Below are 15859 nucleotides of genomic sequence, written 5' to 3' on the forward strand. Positions count from 1 at the left end.
GCGTCACGCGCTCGCCAATGCGCCCTGCATCTGCGCGATGTCGCGGCGTGGCGGAGCCCCGAACAGGCGGCGATATTCGCGGCTGAACTGCGACGGGCTGTCATAGCCGACCGCAAAGCCTGCGCTGCCCGCGCTCGCCCCCTCCGCCAGCATCAGCCGCCGCGCTTCCTGCAGTCGCAGCTGTTTCTGATATTCGATCGGCGTCATCCGGGTCATCGCCTTGAAATGCGCGTGCAGCGAGGATCCGCTCATCCCGGCCGCATCGGCGATGTCGCGGATGCGCAGTTGCTTGTCATAGCCGCTGCGGATCGTCTGGATCGCGCGGCTGACCTGCCGCAAATGGCTGTCCCCCGCCGCGATATGGCGCAGCATCGGCCCGTGCGGGCCGGCGAGAAGGCGATAGAGGATCTCTCGTTCGATTAGCGGAGCGAGCATCGCGATATCGCCGGGCGTGTCGAGCAGCGCGACCAGTCGGCACGCCGCATCGACCAGCCCCGGATCGCTGGGATAAACCGCGAGCGCAGGAAGCCCCGCCGGTGCGCCCGGCCCGCCCTGTGCCACCACCAGATCGGCGAGCGCCGGCATGTCGAGGTCAATCTTGCAGCAAAGATAGGGCTGGTCCGGGCTGGCCTGAAGCACATGGCCGACCAGCGGCAGGTCGACCGACACCACCAGATAATGCGCAGCGTCATAGACGACGCTGTGCTCGCCCAGCGACACGCGCTTGGAACCTTGGGCGATCAGGCAAAGAGATGCCTCATAGACTGCCGGCACCGGCTGGGTCGGCTCATGCCCGCGGATCAGCGCCAGTCGCGGCACGCGCGACGCGAACATACCGGGTTCCGGCGTATGGCGAGCGATGACCGATGCGAGTTGCGCGATACGTTCCATATCCGCCTTGTCGCGCGCACGATGCGGGATCGCAAGTCGCGCGCGATTGATTTGGAGAATCGTGCAATTTCTGCGGGCAATCACTCTACCGCCTTCGGCGGCTCCGGGGCCATTTCACCGCCATCAACTCCAGCGGAAAGGAACCGACCCATGACCACGCCCATCGACAAGACCATCCTCGTCACCGGCGCATCGAGCGGCATCGGTGAGGCGACCGTCCGTGAACTCGCCGCCGCGGGTGCCCGCCTGTTCATCGGTGCGCGTCGCACCGACCGCCTTGCCGCGCTGGCCGACGAACTGGGCGCGAATGTCGCCTGGCAGCAGCTCGACGTTGCCGATGACGACAGCTTCGAGGCGTTCGTCGCGGCGGCGGAAGCGCGCTTCAGTCGCGTCGACGTGCTGGTCAACAATGCCGGCGTGATGCCCCTCTCCCGCCTCGATGCGCTCAAGCGCGACGAGTGGAAGCGGATGATCGACGTCAATGTCCATGGCGTGCTCAACGGCATTGCGGCGGTGCTCCCGCGCTTCACGGCGCAGGGCAGCGGCCATGTCGTCAACGTCGCCTCGGTCGCCGCGCACATGGTCGCTCCGACCGCAGCGGTCTATTGCGGCACCAAATATGCCGTCTGGGCGATCACCGAAGGGCTGCGGATGGAGCATGACGATATCCGCGCCACGATCATCTCCCCCGGCGTGGTCGCGACCGAACTGGGCGACGACATCACGGTGCCGGAGATCGCCGAGGGCCTGAAGCAGTGGCGGCAGAAGTCGCTGACCCCCGACGCCATCGCCCGCGCGATTGCCTATGCCATTGCCCAGCCCGGCGGGGTCGATGTCAGCGAGATCATCGTCCGCCCGGCAGGCGGCGCGTTCTGAACGAACAAGGGCCCGGATGCAGGTGCATCCGGGGCCTTGCAAATTGCTCAGCGTAAAGCGGGTCAGGCGGTCGCGGCAGCCTTGGCCTGCTTGGCAGCTTCGATCGCCTCGACGACGATGCGCTTGGCTTCCTCGGCATCGCCCCACTGGCCGATCCGGACCCACTTTTCGGACTCCAGGTCCTTATAGTGTTTGAAGAAATGCTCGATCTGCTGGAGCACGATCGAGGGCAGGTCCTGCCGCTCGCCCACGTCCGAATAATAAGGGAAGGTGGTGTCGACCGGCACGCACACCAGCTTTTCGTCGCCGCCGGCTTCGTCTTCCAGCTTCAGCACGCCGATCGGTCGCGCGCGTACGACGCAGCCCGGGATGAAGGGCGAGCGCGAAATCACCAGCGCGTCGAGCGGATCGCCATCGGGCGACAGCGTGTGCGGCACGAAGCCGTAATTCGCCGGATAGCGCATCGGCGTGTGCAGGATGCGGTCGACGAACAGCGCGCCCGATTCCTTGTCGAACTCATACTTCACCGGCTCGCCGCCGGTCGGCACTTCGATGATGACGTTCAGGCTGTGCGGCGGATTGTCGCCGACAGGGATCATGTCGATACGCATTGGTCTTCCTTATATCTGGTTCGGCCGATGCCTTGCCCGCCTCAGCGGGCCTGCAACAACCTATCCAGGCCACCCTCTCCGGTGCCGATTTTTTCGAGGCGCGGATAGCGCAGGCCGCCGGTATAGTCGATGGTCGTTTCGCGATAGCGCGTGCCGCTTTTCACCAGCAGCCTGATCGGTGCCTTGCTCGCCTTCGCCTCGGTGATCGCAGCCTTGAGCCGGTCGTCGCTATATTCGCGCCCGGCGACCGCGACGATGGTATCACCCAGGTCGAGTCCCGCGTTGAACGCAGGTGAATCCCAGGTGACGCTCGACACCGCCCCGCCCTTTCCGACCGCCAGCCCCAGCGAATAGCTGAAGTCCGCGCGGCTCGCGCGCTTCTCGGCATGTTTGAACGCGGCGGTCGGCTCATCGGTATAGATCAGGCGATAGCCATTTTCCGTAAACCCGGCGAGCGGCGCCTTGGGCGCGACATCGTATACGCGGGTCTTGAGGAATGTCGCCCAGTCGTAGGGCTGAATGCCGTTGAGCGTCGCCGCGACCTCGGCCAGGTCATAGGTCAGCACGCCCCAGTCACCGTCGCGCATCCCGAAAAAGGCGCGCGCGAAATCGTCCATCGACTTCTTGCCGCCGGACAGTTCGCGCAGCTTGGCGTCGGCTTCGAGCCACACCAGCATGCCTTCATTGTAATAGTCCTCCGACCGCTGCCAGCTCACCCAACCCTTGGGGCGGCGCGCAGAGATGATCGGATCGTTGGTGGTATCGACCAGCGCACGCCACTGCCGCGCCGGGCGGTTGTCGAGGCTCGCGGCAATGCTGGCGAGCATGTCGAGCGTATCCTGTTTCGACACGATCCCCGAGCGCGCCTGCAGCACATAGCCCCAGAATTGCGTCTGCCCTTCATAGACCCACAGCAGCGAATCGCGCATCGGCGTGCGGAAATCGGGCGTCCAGCTGTCGTTGCCGCGGCGGAACTTGCCGTTCCAGCTGTGCACGAATTCGTGGGGCAACAGGTTGCGCGATCCTGGGCCTTCGCTCCACTTGGTGAAATAGCCCGGACCGACGCCGTTCTCGGAACTGCGGTGATGTTCGAGGCCGATGCCGCCCATTTCCTCACTGATCGCGAGCAGGAATTCGTAGCGGTCGTAATGCTGCGACCCGAACAGCTTGATCGACTGTTCGACCAGCTTCTTGTGCGCCTCGATCTGCTCGGGCTTTGCGTCAAGCTCGCCTGGCTCGTCGGCGAAGACATTGAGGTCGACGCGCTCGGACAGCTTGAACTCGCGATAGTGGCGCCCGGCGAACACCGGCGAGTCGATCAGCGTCTCGTAATCGGTGGTCTCATAGACATAGGCGTCGCCCTGCTTCTTCGCGGGCAGGCCAGACACGGCGGTCCAGCCCTTGGGATAAGTCACGGTCGCAGCCACCGGGATGCGCCGGGTGAAGTAACCGGCGGGATAGAGGCTGACCTGCTCGAACTGCAGGTTGAGCATATTGGGCGCGATCGACACGCGCCCCTGATCGCGGTCGGTGGCACCGAGAAACTGGAACTCGATGTCGAGCTGTTTGGCGCCGACCGGCACCTCGACATGGAACGCCCAGACATCTACCGTGTCGCGGCTCCACGCAACCGGCTTGCCATTGGCGCTGATCTTGAGGCCCGCCAGCTTCTCGATCTCGCCGCGTGCGGCATGCTTGCCCGGCAGCCAGGCGGGCATCATCAGCACCATCGGCCCCGCATCCGCAACGGGGATCACCTGCTTCACGCGATAGATTGCCTGCTGGATGTCGGTCGCATCGACCTTGACCATCATCGTGCCGGGATAGGCGGTGTCGCGCGCGGCGGGGATTCGGTTGTCGAACGGCAGTGGCTGGGGCGTGCTGTTCTGGGCGGTGGCAGCAGAGGTGGCGAGCAACAGGGCGGTGAGCGCAACGGCGCGACGCATGCAGGAACCTTTCGGGAGAGGCGGGAGATGTTGTTACCGTAGCCACGCCCGGGACGCGCGTAAATCCTCCCCGGCACGGGGAAGTGGCAGCGCGTAGCGCTGACGGAGGGGGCCCGAGGCAAAGGAGTCGGTTGCCTCGGGCCCCCTCCACCATGCTGCGCATGGTCCCCCTCCCCGTTCCGGGGAGGATTTGTGCTTCACGGCTTGCTTACCATTTTCGCGCTAGACGATACGCCATGTATCACGACCCCGCCCTTGCCCGCAGCGTGAAGGCCGATCCGCGGCCCAAATCCGCCGTCAGCACCGGATGCGGCCTGGCCGGACTGGTCGGCATGGCGATCTGGCTGACCGTCGCGCGGACCTATGGCCTCGACGGGCCGTTCGCGGCGCTGGTGAACCTGGCCGCGGGCGGCATCCCGATGGTGTTGTGGGCGGTGTTCGTCGACAAGGTGCATCGCAATCCGACGACCGGGGTCAAGTGGAGCGATCCGCGCCCGCTCAAGGAAACGCTCGACATTTCGATCACCAAGCTCGCCGGCCTGTGGCTGACCTGGGGGAGCGATCGCGGGCATCTATGCCGTGTGCCGCTTCTACTGGGAGGGCAATTTCGCCTTTGCCATGTGGTGTTTCCAGATGGCCGCACCCGCGCTGTTCGTGCTGTCGATCCCCTATGTGCTGTGGATCGACCGCCACCTCGAAAAGCCCAAGGACGGCGCCTTCATGCTCGGCGCATGGCTGATCGGGTCGAAAGAGCCAGTGGACGAGGCCGCGATCCACAATCACCTGCGCAGCTGGGCGGTGAAGGCGTTCTTCCTCGCCTTCATGCTCGCCATCGTGCCGCCGGGGTTCGGTGCATTCGTGCGAGCGGATGCGAGCGGCATCCTGACCAACCCGATCGCGCTCGCCAACTGGCTGATCACCGGCATGTTCATGCTCGACGTGGCGTTCGCGACGGTCGGCTACATTCTCACCTTCCGCCCGCTCGACAGCCATATCCGCACCGCCAACCCGTACGCGGGCGCGTGGGCGGTGGCGCTGATCTGCTACCCGCCATTCATCCTGATGGGCAATGGCGGCCCGCTCGACTATCACCCCGGCACGTCGGACTGGACGCACTGGCTGGCCGGGCATGATGTGCTGCTGTGGATCGTCGGCGCGGTGCTGGTGGCGCTGACCGGGATCTATGCCTGGGCGACGATGGCGTTCGGCTTCCGCTTCTCCAACCTCACCCATCGCGGCATCATCACCCACGGCCCCTATGCGTGGACGCGGCACCCGGCCTATCTGTCGAAGAACCTGTTCTGGTGGATCGCGACCTGCCCGCTGCTCGTCACCACCGGCAGCCTCGCCGACGCGGCGCGCGCGACCCTGCTGCTCGGGCTGGTCAGCCTGATCTATTATGTCCGCGCCAAGACCGAGGAGAAGCATCTCGGCGAAGACCCCGAATACCGGGCGTATAGCGAGTGGATGGAGCGTAATGCACCGATCCCGCGGTTGTTTGCGTGGGGGGATGGGGAAGACTGGGAAGAGTGAGGCGGGGGCGTAGGTTCTGAGGTTGGATGCGGCCGCATTTGCGGAGTGTTTGTCCGACTGTGGGTGGGAACCGGCCATTAGGTCGAGGTCAATCTAGCGCTTCCACATCTTGCCCAATCTCTTGCCACCCGTCTGCGGCGATATTCAGCCCGCATGCAGCCTGAATAATATCTGTGGCGTTAGCCATTGCCTCGATGGCGGGTGGAAACGCGGATTGAGGCAACTTCGCGCCAATGCCGGTGAAGTCGTGCGAGATGCGGGTCATCTGCCCCAGCGAACCAACGTGTAGTTTGGCCCACCCTGTTCCGTCATCCGACTTGAAGTAGGCGAACTGTGCGACAGAGGTTCCCTTCGGGAAGATGCCTCCGTCGCTAACATAATCCCATCGTTCGATTTTGCCGAAAGCCTAACGAAGAGCTCGATCAACGCATGCTATGTCTACTGGCGAAGGAACATCTCGACCTGACCTGATACCGCGCTCCGGTTCGCATCCAGCCAGCAGCGGCAGTGGCAGGCAGAGGAGCATGTATCGCAGGCATCGCATTGCGCCATCATAAGGCCAATTCCGGAATGTCCGCTATGGGGTCGTTTCTCGACAGACGGCTTTTGCAAGTTCGTAGCTTAAAACAAGCTCGTCACCCCGGCCTTGTGCCGGGGTCCACTCATGCTCCAGCGCGTCGCTTGAGCCGCTTGCCTCGCGCCTGCCTCCCGGTGGCCCCCGGAACAAGTCCGGGGTGACGGTTGGTCTGCGGGGCGACCGACGGGCGATCAATCCTCCCCCGCAAGGGGGAGGTGGTGCCGAAGGCGACGGAGGGGGAGGAAGCACAACATTTGCGAGTGCGCCGCCGTCCTCCCCCTCCGTCAGCTGCGCTGACACCTCCCCCTGGCGGGGGAAGATTTATAACTACCCCATCCACTCCACCCACGCACCATGGGCATGCGCCGCCGCCAGCAGTTGCGGCTCCCCGCTTCCCGGCCACATCCGCACCGTCAGTTCGTGGCGGAAGGTCTGTCGGTTCGCCTCGACCGCGATCCATGCCAGCGGGCGCTCGGGCGTTGCCGTCGCCCCCGCAGCCTCCATCGCCTCCGTGATCGCCGCCTGCCCCTCGGCCGCAAGATATTGCCACACGATCGAATGCATCAGCACGCGAGTCGTCCCCGCCGCCTGTGGCCGGGCGAGCGCCTCGACGACAAACGCCGCCGCGTCGGCCTCCACCAGATCGGGCGAGCGCCGGGCCGCTTCCGCCGCCGCGATCTCCAGCCGCTCTGCCCGCACGCGATGCTCCGGCCAGGCATAGGCGCGCAGGCGGAGCAGTGCCTCGGGATCGGTCAGGTCGATCGGCGCGACGTCGCAGCCGCGCAGCGATACGATCTCGACCGCACCCGCAGGCGGCGGCGGGCCGCGCCACTCAGGCGCGATCCGCATCGCCGCATCTTCCGGCCCCACCCCGACCCCGCCCAGATCGTAGCGATAGCGGTCCATCATCAGGTTGATCCCGGCGCTCGACCCGATCTCGATACACTCGAACCGCCCCGGCAGCCCCTGCGCCGCCAGCCACAGCATCGCGGCGGCATAGTTGCTCGACCGCGCCGCCTCATTGGTCTGCGGCGGGCCGTCGAGCCAAGGAAGCAAAGCCGCGTCATGCGCGTCGATCGCTGCGTTGATAAGCTGCCCCGCATCGACCGCCTCCCCCGCATAGAGCGGCCCAAGCGACGGCGCGGCACCGGTCAGATACAGCGCATGCAACCCGCCCGCCGCACGCAGCGGCAGCGCGTCGGCCATCGGCTTGCCCGGCCAGTCGCGCAGCTTTGCGCGGAACGCCCCCGGCCCGGCCATCCCGTCGAGGATCGCCTGCACCACGCTGGCGGTCAGCGCCGCATCGTTGGCGCGGCAATAGTCGACCTGATTGGCGAACGCGGTCCGCACATCCTCCAGCGCCATCCAGTCGGTCATGCCCTGCCCTTTCCGCCGATAAAGCTGCGCTCTTGTTGCGCCGCAACGCCCCCCAAGTAAAGGCGCGCAACCCATGACCGACAGCCCGCCCGATCCGATCATCCTGGCCGTGCCCAAGGGACGCATCCTCGAGGAAGCGTTGCCCCTGCTCGCGCGTGCCGGAATCGTGCCGGAACCGGCCTTTTCGGATGAGGGCAGCCGCGCGCTGCGCTTCAAGACCAACCGCCCCGACATCGACCTGATCCGGGTGCGCGCGTTCGATGTCGCGACCTTCGTCGCGCATGGCGCGGCGCAGCTGGGCATCGTCGGATCGGACGTGCTCGCGGAGTTCGCCTATTCGGAGCTTTACGCGCCGGTCGATCTCGGCATCGGCCATTGCCGCCTGTCGGTCGCCGAACCCTCCGCGCTCGCCGCGACCGACGATCCGCGCGGGTGGAGCCATGTCCGCGTCGCGACCAAATATCCGCACCTCACCCGTCGCCATTTCGAGGCGCGCGGCGTGCAGGCCGAGTGCATCAAGCTGAATGGCGCGATGGAGCTGGCCCCGCTGCTCGACCTGGCCCCGCGCATCGTCGATCTGGTTTCGTCGGGTCGCACGCTCAAGGAAAACGGGCTGGTCGAGGTCGAGACGATCATGGAGGTGTCGAGCCGCCTGATCGCCAACCGCGCCGCGTTCAAGACGCGCGCCGAAGTCGTGCCACTGGTCGACGCTTTCCGCCGGGCGGTCGCGGCATGATCCGCCTGTCCACCTCCGAACCCGGCTTCGCCCAGGCGTTTCGCGAGCTGGTCGATGCGCGGCGCGAGGCCGACGCCGATGTCGCGCGCGATGTGCGCACCATCGTCGCATCCGTCCGCGACGAGGGCGACGCCGCGCTGCACGCATTTACCCGCAAGTTCGACAAGCACGACCTTAACGAAACCGGCTGGCGGATCGAGAAGAGCGACTGCGCCGTGGCGTTCGATGCGCTTGCGCCCGACCTGCGCAACGCACTGCAACTCGCTGCATCACGCATTACCGCGTACCATGCGTTGCAGAAGCCCAGCGACAGCGACACGACCGACACCGCCGGCATCCGCACCGGCGCGCGCTGGAGTGCCGTCGAAGCAGCCGGTGTCTATGTCCCCGGCGGCCGCGCGGCCTATCCCAGCTCGGTGCTGATGAACGCGATCCCCGCCAAGGTCGCGGGCGTCGATCGCGTCGTGATGGTCACCCCGACCCCGGATGGCGAGATCAACCCGCTCGTCCTCGCCGCCGCGCATATCGCCGGGGTGGATGAAATCTGGCGCGTGGGCGGAGCGCAGGCGATCGCCGCGCTCGCCTATGGCACCGGGCGGATCGCTGCCGTCGATGTCATCACCGGCCCCGGCAATGCCTGGGTCGCGGAGGCCAAGCGCCAGCTGTACGGCGTGGTCGGCATCGACATGGTCGCGGGGCCGAGCGAGATCGTCGTCGTCGCCGATGGCAAGAACGACCCCGAATGGATCGCCGCCGATCTGCTCAGCCAGTCCGAACATGACCCGACCAGCCAGTCGATCCTGATCACCGACGACGCGGTGCTGGCGGGCAAGGTGGCCGAAGCGGTCGATCGCCAGATCGGCGAGCTGTCGACGCGCAACGTCGCGCGGCAGAGCTGGGACGCCAACGGCGCGATCATCCTGACCGCGAACCTCGACGAGGCGATCCCGCTGGTCAACAAGCTCGCGCCCGAGCATCTGGAACTGGCGGTGGACGATCCCGATGCGCTGTTCGCGCGCGTGCGCCATGCCGGATCGGTGTTCCTCGGCCGGATGACGCCCGAAGCGATCGGCGATTATGTCGCTGGCCCCAACCACGTCCTGCCCACCGGCCGCCGCGCACGCTTTGCCAGCGGCCTGTCGGTGCTCGATTTCATGAAGCGCACCAGCTTCCTCGCACTCGATGCACAGGGGCTGGCGGCGATCGGCCCCGCCGCAGTGGCGCTGGCGGAGGCCGAAGGGCTTCCGGCGCATGCCAAGTCGGTGGCGCTGCGGCTCGGACATCCGCGATGAATGCGGTGAGATGGACGCTGGATGACGCTGAAGAGTTAGCCGAGCTCTATCCTGACACCTTCCATATCGCGCCAAAGGAAACACGCGTCCGACTGGAGCCGGGCGAATACGCCAAAGCGATCTTTAGGTTTCCCAGCGCTGAAATCGAAGGTGGGGAGGCGGTCGAACGAATGTGGCTAATCATCCATTCGAACGATCGCGGCAAGTATCGCGGCCGTTTGGCGAATACCCCTGCGAGTAGACCCGACGATGCCCGGCTAGATCATGGAGCGTGGATCGACTTTGAAGCACGGCACATCATAAATTGGGAATACGCCAGCGAAGATAGCAAGGCGGCCATCGCCGACCCCAACTCGGATTTCTGGACCGACGTTTAATGCTTGCTCCGAAAAAAAGCTCGTAGCGCGTCGCCGCCCCGAATTGTTAAAGAGATAGATATGCCTAGCCCAACCGCAAAGACCCGATCCAAGGCCCGCGCCGCCGCGCGCCTCGCCGCCGTGCAGGCGCTGTATCAGCAGGAGATGGAGAAGACCCCCCTGCCCCAGCTGCTCACCGAGTTTCACCAGCACCGGCTGGGCGCGACAATCGAGGATGAGGAATATATCGACGCCGATCCGATGTTCTTCGACGATATCGTCAAGGGCGTCGATGCGCGCCGCGACGAGATCGACGCGCTGATCGCGTCGAAGCTGACGGCGGACTGGAGCTTCGACCGGATCGACCGCCCGATGCGCCAGATCCTGCGCGCGGGCACCTATGAGCTGCTGGCGCGCAAGGACGTGCCGACCGGGGCCGCGATCAGCGAGTATCTCGACGTCACCGACGCCTTTTACGATCGGCGCGAGAAGGGCTTCGTCAACGGGCTGCTCGACGCGATTGCGAAGGTGGTGCGGGCGTAACCCACGCCCGTCACCCCCGCGAAAGCGGGGGCCCATCCCCTGCGCCCTCCAAATCCACACCGGTGCGGTTTGCCGCGCGTTCGGGAGATGGGCCCCCGCTTTCGCGGGGGTGACGATCCAGCGTTACTCCGCCCCCACATCCTTGACCCGTCCGAGCGCGGGCGGGGTCACCACCTGCCCCCCGCGCGAACCACGCCTCCAGCGCGTCGAGGTCGAGCACGCCGCCCGCGACGATCCGCCCGACCCTCAACGTCGTGAAGCTGTCGCCGCCGCCGGCCAGAAACCCGTTCATCGCCACGCGATAGCTGCCCGCCGGATCGAGCGGCTTGCCATCGACCAGCGGCGCAATGATCCGCTGCCCCTCCGGCTTCGACCGGTCATAGCTATAGGTCAGGCCCGACGGGAACAGCAGCTTCGGCCCGTCCGCGTTGGTGAATTGCTGTTCGAGCACCGCCAGCAGCTGCGCGCCCGTGTACTCGCGCACCTGAAGGTTATTGCCGAAAGGCTGGGTCGTATAGAGGTCGCCAAACGTCACCGTCCCGTCCGCAGCCGGGGTGATCGACGCACGCACGCCGCCGGGGTTCATCAGCGCGATCTGTGCTCCATCCTTCTTCGTCGCCGCCAGTTGCGCATCGGCGATCAGCAGGCCCAGCGGCGATTCGACGGTCTCGCTATCCTCGTCGCGCAGGATCGGTGCCGACGCCTTGCCCACCGGGCGGCGGGCGAGCGGCGCGGCGGCGGCGGCATAGCGTGCGACATGCGCGGCGACTTCCGGATCGGCGGGATAGACCGGGAAGTACATATTGCTCTTCACCGGCCCGCCCGCGCTGACATTGCCGCTGCCCTGAACGATCCGCTGGCTCGCCGAGCGTTCAGACACCTTCTTCGTCGCGAGGTCGAAGGTCAGGTCGATCGCGGTCAGCATTACCCCGTTATTTCCCGCGCTGGTCAGCAGTACCGGCTTGGCCGGGTTGGTGACCGAGTAATCACAGATATAGGCGCGGTGAGTATGGCCGGAGACGATCACGTCCACCCCGGGATCGAGCCGGTCCATGATGTCGAGGATCGGTCCCGACAGCCCTTCGCATTTCTCCGGCTGATCCGACCGCGCGGGATAGCCGCCCTCATGCACCAGGATGACGATCGCGTCGGCACCCTGCGCCTTCAGTTGCGGGATCAGCTTGTTCGCGGTCTCTGCCTCGTCGGCGAAACTGTATCCTACGATGCCCGCCGGATCGACATAGGTGCCGGTCATCCGCGTGGTCATGCCGATAAAGCCGATCGTGACCTTGCGCCGGCCCTTGCCGAAGCTTTTTAGGCCCGTCGCGGGCATCAGGCTCTTGCCCGATGCGTCGAGCGTGTTGCCCGCCAGATAGGTGTAGGACGCGCCCTTGAACGGCTCGAGCTGGCACGGCTGGGCGACGGCGTTCTTTTCGCACCCGCCGCGCTGAAGGCGCAGCAACTCCTTCGTCCCGCGATCGAATTCGTGATTGCCCGCGGCGTTATACTCAAGGCCAGCCATGCTCAGCGCCTTGACCGTCGGTTCGTCGAGGAACAGCGAGGAGACGAGCGGGCTGGCGCTGGTCAGATCACCCGCCGCGACGACGACATTGTTGGGGTTGCCCGCCTTGAGCGCCTTCACCGCCGAGGCGAAATAGGCCGCGCCACCGGCGGGCACCTTGACCGTCTTGCCGTCGGCCGCCTGCAAGTCGATCGGCCGCGCCGGGGTTTCGAGCGCACCGTGAAAGTCGTTGAAGGCGATGATCCGCACCGTCATGGGCGCGGCGGGCGTGGCGGCACGCTGCGACGCGCAGCCGCTGAGCGCGAGGCCCGCGAGCAATCCAACGATCAGGCGCATATGCAGTCTCCGGCGAGTCGGTCTCGCCGGTCAGGTAACAGCCTGCGGGTCAGCCGTCACCGACGCGTTCGATGTCCGCGCCGACGCCCTGCAGCTTTTCCTCCAGCCGCTCATACCCTCGGTCGAGGTGATAGATGCGGCTGACCTGGGTCTCGCCCTCGGCAACCAGGCCGGCGAGGATCAGGCTCATCGATGCGCGCAGATCGGTCGCCATCACCGGCGCGCCGACCATGCGATCGACGCCATGGACCACCGCCGTGCGCCCGCGCACGTCGATATTCGCGCCCATCCGGGTCAGTTCGGGCACGTGCATGTAGCGGTTTTCGAAGATCGTCTCGGTCAGCACGCTCGCGCCATCGGCCTTGCACAGCATCGCCATGAACTGTGCCTGCATGTCGGTGGCAAAGCCCGGATAGGGTGCGGTCGACAGCGTGATGGGCCTCAACGGACCATCGGCGGCGACGCGGATGCCGTTGGGCTTCTCCTCGACCGTCACGCCTGCCTCGACCAGCGCGTCCAGCGTCGCGCGCATATCGTCGGCCTTCGCGCCCTCGAGTACGACGTCGCCGCCAGTGATCGCGGCGGCGCACGCATAGCTGCCCGCCTCGATCCGGTCGGGCATCACGCTGTATGTCGCGCCGTGCAGCCGGTCGCGGCCCTCGATCGTCAGCGTCTCGCTGCCGATGCCGTGGATCGACGCGCCCATCGCGACCAGCAGGTTGCACAGGTCGACGATCTCGGGCTCGCGCGCCGCATTTTCGAGCACCGTGGTGCCGCGCGCGGTTGCCGCCGCCATCAGCGCATTCTCGGTCGCGCCGACCGACACCACCGGGAAGCGGTAGCGCCCGCCAGCCAGACGCCCGCCGGGAGCGGTCGCCTTGACATAGCCCGCCGCCAGCTCGATCTCCGCGCCCATCGCTTCCAGCGCCTTCAGATGCAGGTCGATCGGACGGTTGCCGATCGCGCAGCCGCCGGGCAGCGAAACCGTCGCCTCGCCCTCACGCCCCAGCAACGGGCCGAGCACCAGGATCGACGCGCGCATCTTGCGCACGATGTCATACGGCGCGACACTCGACGTCAGGCGGGATGCGCGGACGGTGAGCACGCGGCCGAAATCATTGGGACGCGTCCCCTCGATCGCGGTCGAGGCGCCCAGCTCGTTGAGCAGATGCCCGAAGCTGTCGGCGTCGGCGAGACGCGGCAGATTGCGCAGCGTCAGCGGCTCGTCGGTTAACAGCGCGCACGGCATGAGCGTCAACGCGGCGTTCTTCGCACCGGATATAGCGATGTTACCGGATAGGCGGTTTCCGCCGCGGATGAGAATACGGTCCATTGACGGGCTTCTATCGACTCGAAATCCGCGCGCAAGTGCGGCCAACCGTTACGCGGCTTGATCGACTTTAATGCGCTGATTTTGCAGCAATGCTTTGCAGGGGGAAGTTGGGGGGAAGGGACAGAGTGTCAGGGAGTTGTTTCGCGGAAATTCTCGGCGAGCTGGTTACGCTCGTGCCGGGAGAGAGGGCTGCGCTGGAGCGGCTGGAGGAACGACAGCGCCATATCCGGCGCGGCGCGATCCTGTTGCGTGAGAATGAGCCGGCGGGCGAGTTATTCGTCCTGCGCAAGGGACTGGTGATGAGCTATGTCCTGCTCGACGATGGCAGCCGCCAGATTCTGCGCTTTCACTTCCCAGGCGACATGCTGGGCGTATCCAGCCTGGTCTATCGCGAATCGCCCGAGACATTGTGCGCGCTTTCGGACTGTGTCGTCTGCCCGTTCGACCGGCAGGCGTTCAGCGCGCTGAGCGTTGCCCACCCTCGCCTGTCATCGCTGATCCTCGTCCTTTGCCAGATCGAGCGGGTGGCACTGACCGACCGGCTTGCCGCACTCGGCCGGACCTCGGCCAAGGCGCGGGTTGCGGCGTTGCTGCTGGAGATGCGCAACCGGCTGCGCGGCACCGACAAGACGATCGACAAGGCGTTTAACCTCGGCCTGACCCAGGAAGAGATCGGCGACGCGACCGGCCTGACGTCGGTCCATGTCAACCGCATGCTGCGCCAGCTGGAGGAAGAGGGGATGATCGGTCGCAGATCGGGCCGCGTCACCTTGCTCGACGAGGCGGCGATGGGACGTGCGGCGAATTATGTGAACCGGTACGAAGGGCTGGACCTGAGCTGGTTGCCGGAGGCGCGCTGAGCCGGTCGCCTGTCCGCAACCGCAATGCTATAGGTGCGGGATGAGCGACCCCGCCATCCTCAATTGGCGCCGTCTTGGCCCGACGCTGACCTGCTCGGGCCAGCCATCCGAAGCGCAGCTAGCCGAGATCGCCGCGCTCGGCGTGACCGATGTGATCAATCTCGGCCCGCACGAACATGTCCAGGCACTGCCCGACGAAGCGGCCAGCGTCACAGCCTTGGGCATGCGCTATACCTATATTCCGGTCGATTTCTCAGCCCCGACCGAATCGGATTATGCCGCCTTCGCCGCCGCCATGGCCGAGGCGGACGGGCGGGCGGTCCATGTCCACTGCATCGTCAATGCGCGCGTTTCGGCATTCTTCTATCGCTACCGCCGCGATGCGATTGGCGAGGAGGCCGCACGCGCCGAACTGAATTCAGTTTGGGAACCCGCGGGCGTCTGGGCGACCTTCATCGGCGACACGCCCGTCGAAGGCACCGACCATCGTTATCGCGGGCGGGATTACTGAGCCAATCGGTCGCCCCGGGCTTGACCCGCGGTCCAGCTTCTTCGACCAGGCAAGATAGCGGGGCCCCGGGTCGAGCCCGGGGTGACGCTACATCTAGCTATCGGCGGCTCACGCCTTTTCGAGTGTGCACTGAAGCGGATGCTGGTTCTGCCGGGCGAAGTCGATCACCTGGGCCACCTTGGTCTCCGCGACTTCATAGCTGAACACGCCGCACACCCCGACGCCGCGCTGATGGACCTGAAGCATCACCCGCGTTGCCTCTTCCATATCCAGCTTGAAGAAGCGCTGGAGCACCAGCACGACGAATTCCATCGGCGTGTAATCGTCGTTGAGCATCAGCACCCGATAGGGCGTCGGCTTCTTGGTCTTCGCGCGGGTGCGGGTCGCGACGCCGGTATTGGTCCCGTCCTCGTCATCGCGGTCGGGATCGTCGGCCATCGCGATCGGGGCCATCGGGGTCGTGAGATGCGGTGCTGACATGAGCCCGGAAAAATATGGCAGGCCCGGGTGGAGGGCAAGGGGCGGATCGTGCGAAATCGCGGGTGCAGGACAAGAAAAA

General features: G+C 65.9%; 15 protein-coding genes and 1 pseudogene. 8 read left to right on the forward strand and 8 right to left on the reverse strand.

Going from position 1 to position 15859, the window contains the following annotated elements; genetic code table 11:
* Window positions 1-3 precede the first annotated feature (3 nt).
* Window positions 4-891, reverse strand: a complete 888-nt coding sequence (locus LRS08_RS03715) for an AraC family transcriptional regulator (RefSeq protein WP_260481354.1) — start codon at window positions 889-891, stop codon at window positions 4-6.
* Window positions 892-1041: 150 nt separating this feature from the next.
* Between LRS08_RS03715 and LRS08_RS03720 the strand changes: the two genes are divergently transcribed.
* Entirely contained in the window at window positions 1042-1767 is a 726-nt protein-coding gene (locus LRS08_RS03720; protein ID WP_257844847.1) for an SDR family oxidoreductase, read from the forward strand.
* 62 nt (window positions 1768-1829) lie between these two features.
* On the opposite strand, the gene ppa is transcribed toward LRS08_RS03720, so the two are convergent.
* Together ppa and LRS08_RS03730 are read right to left on the reverse strand one after the other, a co-directional pair.
* Entirely contained in the window at window positions 1830-2378 is a 549-nt protein-coding gene (gene ppa, locus LRS08_RS03725) for an inorganic diphosphatase (RefSeq protein WP_257844846.1), read from the reverse strand.
* Between the two features lie 41 nt (window positions 2379-2419).
* The gene (locus tag LRS08_RS03730; protein WP_260481355.1) at window positions 2420-4324 is read right to left on the reverse strand and encodes a M61 family metallopeptidase; all 1905 of its coding nucleotides are present in this window, start codon (window positions 4322-4324) and stop codon (window positions 2420-2422) included.
* Window positions 4325-4560: 236 nt separating this feature from the next.
* Here LRS08_RS03730 and LRS08_RS03735 point away from each other — a divergent pair.
* Window positions 4561-5857 (forward strand): annotated as a pseudogene (locus LRS08_RS03735) (methyltransferase family protein).
* 88 nt (window positions 5858-5945) lie between these two features.
* Here the strand turns inward: LRS08_RS03735 and LRS08_RS03740 are convergent.
* On the reverse strand, window positions 5946-6122 hold the full coding sequence (locus LRS08_RS03740) for a hypothetical protein (protein ID WP_257844844.1): 177 nt from the start codon (window positions 6120-6122) through the stop codon (window positions 5946-5948).
* A gap of 639 nt (window positions 6123-6761) precedes the next feature.
* Window positions 6762-7811, reverse strand: a complete 1050-nt coding sequence (locus LRS08_RS03745) for a DUF2332 domain-containing protein (protein WP_257844843.1) — start codon at window positions 7809-7811, stop codon at window positions 6762-6764.
* Between the two features lie 73 nt (window positions 7812-7884).
* Here LRS08_RS03745 and hisG point away from each other — a divergent pair, with 73 nt between their 5' ends.
* Genes hisG through nusB form a run of 4 tightly spaced genes read left to right on the forward strand, consistent with a single transcriptional unit; the run spans window position 7885 to window position 10738 of the window.
* Window positions 7885-8547, forward strand: a complete 663-nt coding sequence (gene hisG / locus LRS08_RS03750; RefSeq protein ID WP_257844842.1) for an ATP phosphoribosyltransferase — start codon at window positions 7885-7887, stop codon at window positions 8545-8547.
* Entirely contained in the window at window positions 8544-9839 is a 1296-nt protein-coding gene (gene hisD / locus LRS08_RS03755) for a histidinol dehydrogenase (protein ID WP_257844841.1), read from the forward strand. The genes hisG and hisD overlap by 4 nt, the downstream gene beginning before the upstream one ends.
* Window positions 9836-10216 (forward strand): hypothetical protein, encoded by a 381-nt coding sequence (locus LRS08_RS03760; RefSeq protein WP_257844840.1) that lies wholly within the window; start codon window positions 9836-9838, stop codon window positions 10214-10216. Before hisD ends, LRS08_RS03760 begins: the two co-directional genes overlap by 4 nt.
* A 60-nt stretch (window positions 10217-10276) precedes the next feature.
* Window positions 10277-10738 (forward strand): transcription antitermination factor NusB, encoded by a 462-nt coding sequence (nusB, locus tag LRS08_RS03765; protein WP_260481356.1) that lies wholly within the window; start codon window positions 10277-10279, stop codon window positions 10736-10738.
* A 10-nt stretch (window positions 10739-10748) separates the two neighbouring features.
* Here nusB and LRS08_RS03770 read toward each other — a convergent pair whose 3' ends face one another.
* Window positions 10749-12596: a bifunctional metallophosphatase/5'-nucleotidase gene (locus LRS08_RS03770; protein ID WP_260481357.1), complete on the reverse strand. Its 1848-nt coding sequence runs from the start codon at window positions 12594-12596 to the stop codon at window positions 10749-10751.
* A gap of 49 nt (window positions 12597-12645) precedes the next feature.
* Window positions 12646-13929 (reverse strand): UDP-N-acetylglucosamine 1-carboxyvinyltransferase, encoded by a 1284-nt coding sequence (murA, locus tag LRS08_RS03775; protein WP_257844838.1) that lies wholly within the window; start codon window positions 13927-13929, stop codon window positions 12646-12648.
* Window positions 13930-14054: 125 nt separating this feature from the next.
* On the opposite strand from murA, the gene LRS08_RS03780 reads away from it, so the two are divergent.
* Both LRS08_RS03780 and LRS08_RS03785 read left to right on the forward strand, forming a co-directional pair.
* Window positions 14055-14789, forward strand: a complete 735-nt coding sequence (locus LRS08_RS03780) for a Crp/Fnr family transcriptional regulator (RefSeq protein ID WP_257844837.1) — start codon at window positions 14055-14057, stop codon at window positions 14787-14789.
* Between the two features lie 40 nt (window positions 14790-14829).
* Complete coding sequence (locus LRS08_RS03785) at window positions 14830-15300, forward strand: protein tyrosine phosphatase family protein (RefSeq protein WP_257844836.1); 471 nt, start codon at window positions 14830-14832, stop codon at window positions 15298-15300.
* A gap of 108 nt (window positions 15301-15408) precedes the next feature.
* Here the strand turns inward: LRS08_RS03785 and clpS are convergent, their stop codons facing one another.
* The gene (clpS, locus tag LRS08_RS03790; RefSeq protein ID WP_260481639.1) at window positions 15409-15738 is read right to left on the reverse strand and encodes an ATP-dependent Clp protease adapter ClpS; all 330 of its coding nucleotides are present in this window, start codon (window positions 15736-15738) and stop codon (window positions 15409-15411) included.
* Window positions 15739-15859: the final 121 nt, after the last annotated feature.

Source organism: Sphingomonas sp. J315 (assembly GCF_024666595.1).
Classification (GTDB): domain Bacteria; phylum Pseudomonadota; class Alphaproteobacteria; order Sphingomonadales; family Sphingomonadaceae; genus Sphingomonas.